Below are 4,050 nucleotides of genomic sequence, written 5' to 3'. Positions count from 1 at the left end.
GCCGCGCGGGCCGCCCGCCGCGGGCCGACCCCGGTGACGACGACCCTGGCGAGGTGGGCCGGCAGGCCGCGCCTGACCGCGCGGGCCTCGATCCCGAGCGCGGCGCAGATCAGCAGTCCGGTCATGAGAGCTCCAGGTCGCGGCGCAGGTAGCGCCCGAGGGCGCTGATCGGGAAGACGAGCCGGTAGAGGTGGTAGTTGATGTAGAAGTCACCGGGGAAGCCCGTGCCGGTGAAGTACGGCTCGTCCCAGGTGCCGTCCGGCCGCTGCCGCTCGACCAGCCAGCGCACGCCTCTTTCCACCGCCGGGGAGCGTTCGCCGGTGGCGAGCAGGGCCAGCAGCGCCCAGGCGGTCTGCGAGGCGGTCGAGGCCCCGCGGCCGATCCAGGCCGGGTCGCGGTAGGAGCGCAGGTCCTCGCCCCAGCCGCCGTCGTCGTTCTGGTGGCGTTCCAGCCAGGCGACGGCCCGGCGTACGGAGGGATGTCCTGGACGGACCCCCGCGGCGACGAGGGCGGGCACGGCGGCCCCGGTGCCGTAGACGTGGTTCGCGCCCCAGCGGCCGAACCACGATCCGTCCCCCTCCTGCGCCTTGAGCAGCCAGATCACGGCCCTGCGCAGGACGGGGGAGTGGGGCCGCTCCTTGGCCAGGGCTTCGACGACGTGCGCGGTGACGTCGGCGGACGGCGGGTCGATCACCGCGCCGAAGTCGCAGAAGGGCAGCTTGGTGCAGAGCGCGCGGTCGTTGTCGGCGTCGAACGCCGCGAAGCCGCCGTCGGCGCTCGCCATGCCGGCCATCCAGCGGACCCCGCGCTCGATCGCCGGCCGCGCGCCGGGGCGGTCCACCCGGCGCAGCGCGAGCACCACCTCCGCGGTGTCGTCGATGTCGGGATAGCCGTCGTTGTCGAACTCGAAAGCCCAGCCGCCGGGCGGCAGGCCCGGCCTGCGCACCGCCCAGTCTCCCGGCCTCGTGACCTCCTCGCGCAGCAGCCAGTCGGCGGCCCCGGTGACGGCCGGATGATCGGCGGGGGTGCCCGCGTCGAGCAGCGCGTTGACCGCCAGCGCCGTGTCCCATACGGGGGACTGGCACGCCTCCAGCCGGCGCCCCTTCTCGTCGCGGACGGTGAACCGGTCGAGCCCTCCGATCGCCTTGCGCATCACCGGATGGTCCAGGTCGTAGCCGGAGAGGTGGAGCGCGATGATCGAGTACACCCACGGCGGCTGGATCCCGCCCCAGGAGCCGTCGGCCTCCTGGCGGGCGACCACCCAGTCCACGGCGCGCCTCAGCGCGGCCCGCCGCAGGGTCCGCGACGGGCGCCGCTCGTACCGGTGCAACGCCCGGTCCAGCGCGCCGAACACCGCCTCCCAGCCCCCGCCCCCGGCACGGCGCGGCGCCCGGCCGGTCCGCAGCTCGGGCAGCTCGAACGGCAGCCTGCGCACCGGCCGGTACGCGGTCACGACGGTCAGGGGCACGATCGTCTGCCTGGCCCAGCAGGCCCAGTCGTAGACGTTGAGCGGGAACCACGAGGGCAGGAAGATCATCTCGGGCGGCATGACCGGCAGGTCCCGCCACGGCCACTCCCCGAACAGGGCCAGCCAGACCCGGGTGAACACCCGGCTCGCCTCGATCCCGCCCATGGCCCGGACCTGCTGCGCCGCGGCCCGCATGTGCTCCGCGTCGGGCGGATCGCCCGCGAGCCGCAGCGCGGTGTACGCCTCGATTGTGGTGGACAGCTCCGCGGGCCCCCCGTGGAAGTTGGCCCACGTGCCGTCGGCCCGCTGCTCCGAACGGATCCACCGGGCGGCCTCCGCCGTGTCCTCCTCGGTGCGGATGCCGAGGAACTGCCGCAGCAGCAGGTCCTCCGCGTCCATGCTCACGTTCGTCTGCAGCTCGCCCTTCCACCAGCCCTCCGGGGACCGCAGGCCGATCAGGTGATCGCAGGCGGCCCGGAGGGCGTGCTCGGCGTCGGTGAGCAGGCTCGGGGTCGTCTCGAGGGTGGTCATGTCAGTGGTCCCTGGATGTGATGAATCGGGCGATGTGCAGGAATTCGGCGCGCACGTCCGCGGGCAGGTCCGCGGCGTCGAGGTACCGGGTCGCGGCGTCGAAGCGCCGCCCGGCCTCCAGCTCGGCCCAGGCCCGGCCGCCCGCCTGCTCGACCAGGCCGGCGGCCTCGCGCAGGTCGGCCTCCGTCAGCTCCCCGGGCCTGGCCAGCAGCCCGGCGAGGCGGCGTCCGGCCTCCGTACCGCTGGTGAGCGCGGCGACCACGGGCAGGCTCTTCTTGCGGACCCGCAGGTCGGCCAGCACCGGCTTGCCGGTCACCTCGGGTCGTCCCCAGATGCCGAGCAGGTCGTCGGTCAGCTGGAAGGCCAGCCCGGCCTCCGTGCCGAACGCGTCCAGAGCGCCGGCCAGCGAGGCGGGACCTTCCGCCGCCGTGACGCCGATCGAGCAGGCGCAGGCGAGCAGCGAGGCGGTCTTGTGCCGCGACATCAGCAGGCACTCCTCCCGCGTCACGTCGCCGCGGTCCTGGAACTCCAGATCCAGGGTCTGGCCCGCGATGAGCGAGAGCGTGGCGTGGTTGAGCGCGCGGGCGGCCGCCGCGTAGCCGGGGGTGCCCTGTTCCAGCAGCAGTTCCAGGGCCAGGGCGAACAGCGCGTTGCCGCAGAGGATCGCCTGGGAGCGGCCGAAGACCGTCCAGGCGGCCGGATGGTGCCGGCGCACCGGGTCGTCGTCCATGACGTCGTCGTGCAGCAGGGAGAACGCGTGCACCAGCTCCAGCGCGGCGGCGGCGGGCAGGCACCGTTCGATGTCCGCTCCCGCGGCCCGGGCCGACAGCACCGCGAGCGTGGGCCGCAGCGCCTTGCCACCGGCCGCGCGGGGCCGGCCGTCGCCGTCGGTCCAGCCGAAGTGGTAGCGGGCGACGCGGGCGATGCGCGGGTCGAGGCGGCCGACGGCCTCGCGCAGCACCGGCTCGACGAGCTCGCGGGCGGCCTCCGCCGGCGGCAGGGTCAGGGTCATGACACGCTCTCCTGATCTCGCACATGCTGTCTGACCAGGCGTGCGGCGTGCAGCCCGCTGCGTACGGCGCCCTCCATCGTGTCCGGCCAGCCGGTGTCGGTCCAGGCGCCGGCGAGATAGAGGCCGGGCCACCGGGTGGCGCTTCCTGGTCGGAGCGCCCCGCTGCCGGGGCCCTGGCGGAACGTCGCGCGCCGTTCCCTGGTGACGAAGAAGTCGGTCATCGTGGCCTCGCGCGCGGCCGGGAACACCGAGCGCAGCGCCGGGACGAAGGTCTCGCGCAGGTCCGCGGTCGGCCGGTCGATCCACGTGTCCGCGACGGACACCGACACCGTCAGGTACTGGCCCTCGCCGAGCCCGGCGACCCGGGTCTTGTCGAACACCCACTGCACGGGCGAGCCGGTGACCGCGACGAACGGCCCCCGCATGACCGGCCGGTCGTAGACCGCGTGGACGTTGATGATGGGGCTCGCGTCCAGGGCGCCCCATCCGTCCCGGGCGGGTGCCGCCTCCGCGGGGACCAGCTTCGCGGCCTGCTCGTGGCGCGTCGCCACGACGACCGCCGACGCCTGGACCCGGACGCCGTCCACGACGACGGCCGGGCCCGGCTCGATGGCCGTGACCTTCGCCGACAGCCGCACCGCGCCGCCGCGTCCCGCGATGGCGGCCCTGGCGGCGGTGTCGTGCAGCTCGCCGAGCGGCACCAGGGGGATGCCCAGGTCGGCGGCGTCCGGCCGGCCGAGCATCGCGGTCTTGAACACCTTCACCGCCGGGCCGAGCGCGGCCTCCTCGACCCCCGTGTTCAGGGCCGCGACCGCGAGCAGGTCCCAGAGCGCCTGCCGTACCGGGTCCCGCTGGCCGTGCGCCGCCAGCCAGCTCCCGAACGTCACCGTGTCGAGAGCCGGGTCAGCCGGGTCGAGCCTGCTCAGCGCGAGCGAGCCGCGCAGGGCCTGGAGCCGGTCGCCCGGCCCGAGCAGGCGGTAGCGCGCGAGCGCGGGCACGAAGTGGAGCGGGCCGGGCAACGCGGCGCGGCGCAGCCGCC

At 75.2% G+C, this 4,050-nt stretch carries 3 protein-coding genes; all 3 read right to left on the bottom strand.

Annotated elements, in window-relative coordinates:
- Positions 1-121 precede the first annotated feature (121 nt).
- Positions 122-1,999 carry a squalene--hopene cyclase gene (gene shc, locus ACWDX9_RS60605; RefSeq protein WP_449973001.1) on the bottom strand — a complete coding sequence of 626 codons (1,878 nt, stop codon included), beginning with the start codon at positions 1,997-1,999 and terminating at the stop codon, positions 122-124.
- A gap of 1 nt (position 2,000) precedes the next feature.
- Entirely contained in the window at positions 2,001-3,011 is a 1,011-nt protein-coding gene (locus ACWDX9_RS60600) for a polyprenyl synthetase family protein (RefSeq protein ID WP_449972999.1), read from the bottom strand.
- Positions 3,008-4,050: hydroxysqualene dehydroxylase HpnE (gene hpnE, locus ACWDX9_RS60595; RefSeq protein WP_449972997.1), on the bottom strand; the 1,043-nt coding region annotated here is incomplete at its 5' end. The genes hpnE and ACWDX9_RS60600, both read right to left, overlap by 4 nt.

The organism is Nonomuraea sp. NPDC003201 (assembly GCF_053590415.1).
This window is presented reverse-complemented; position numbering and strand designations above follow the sequence as displayed.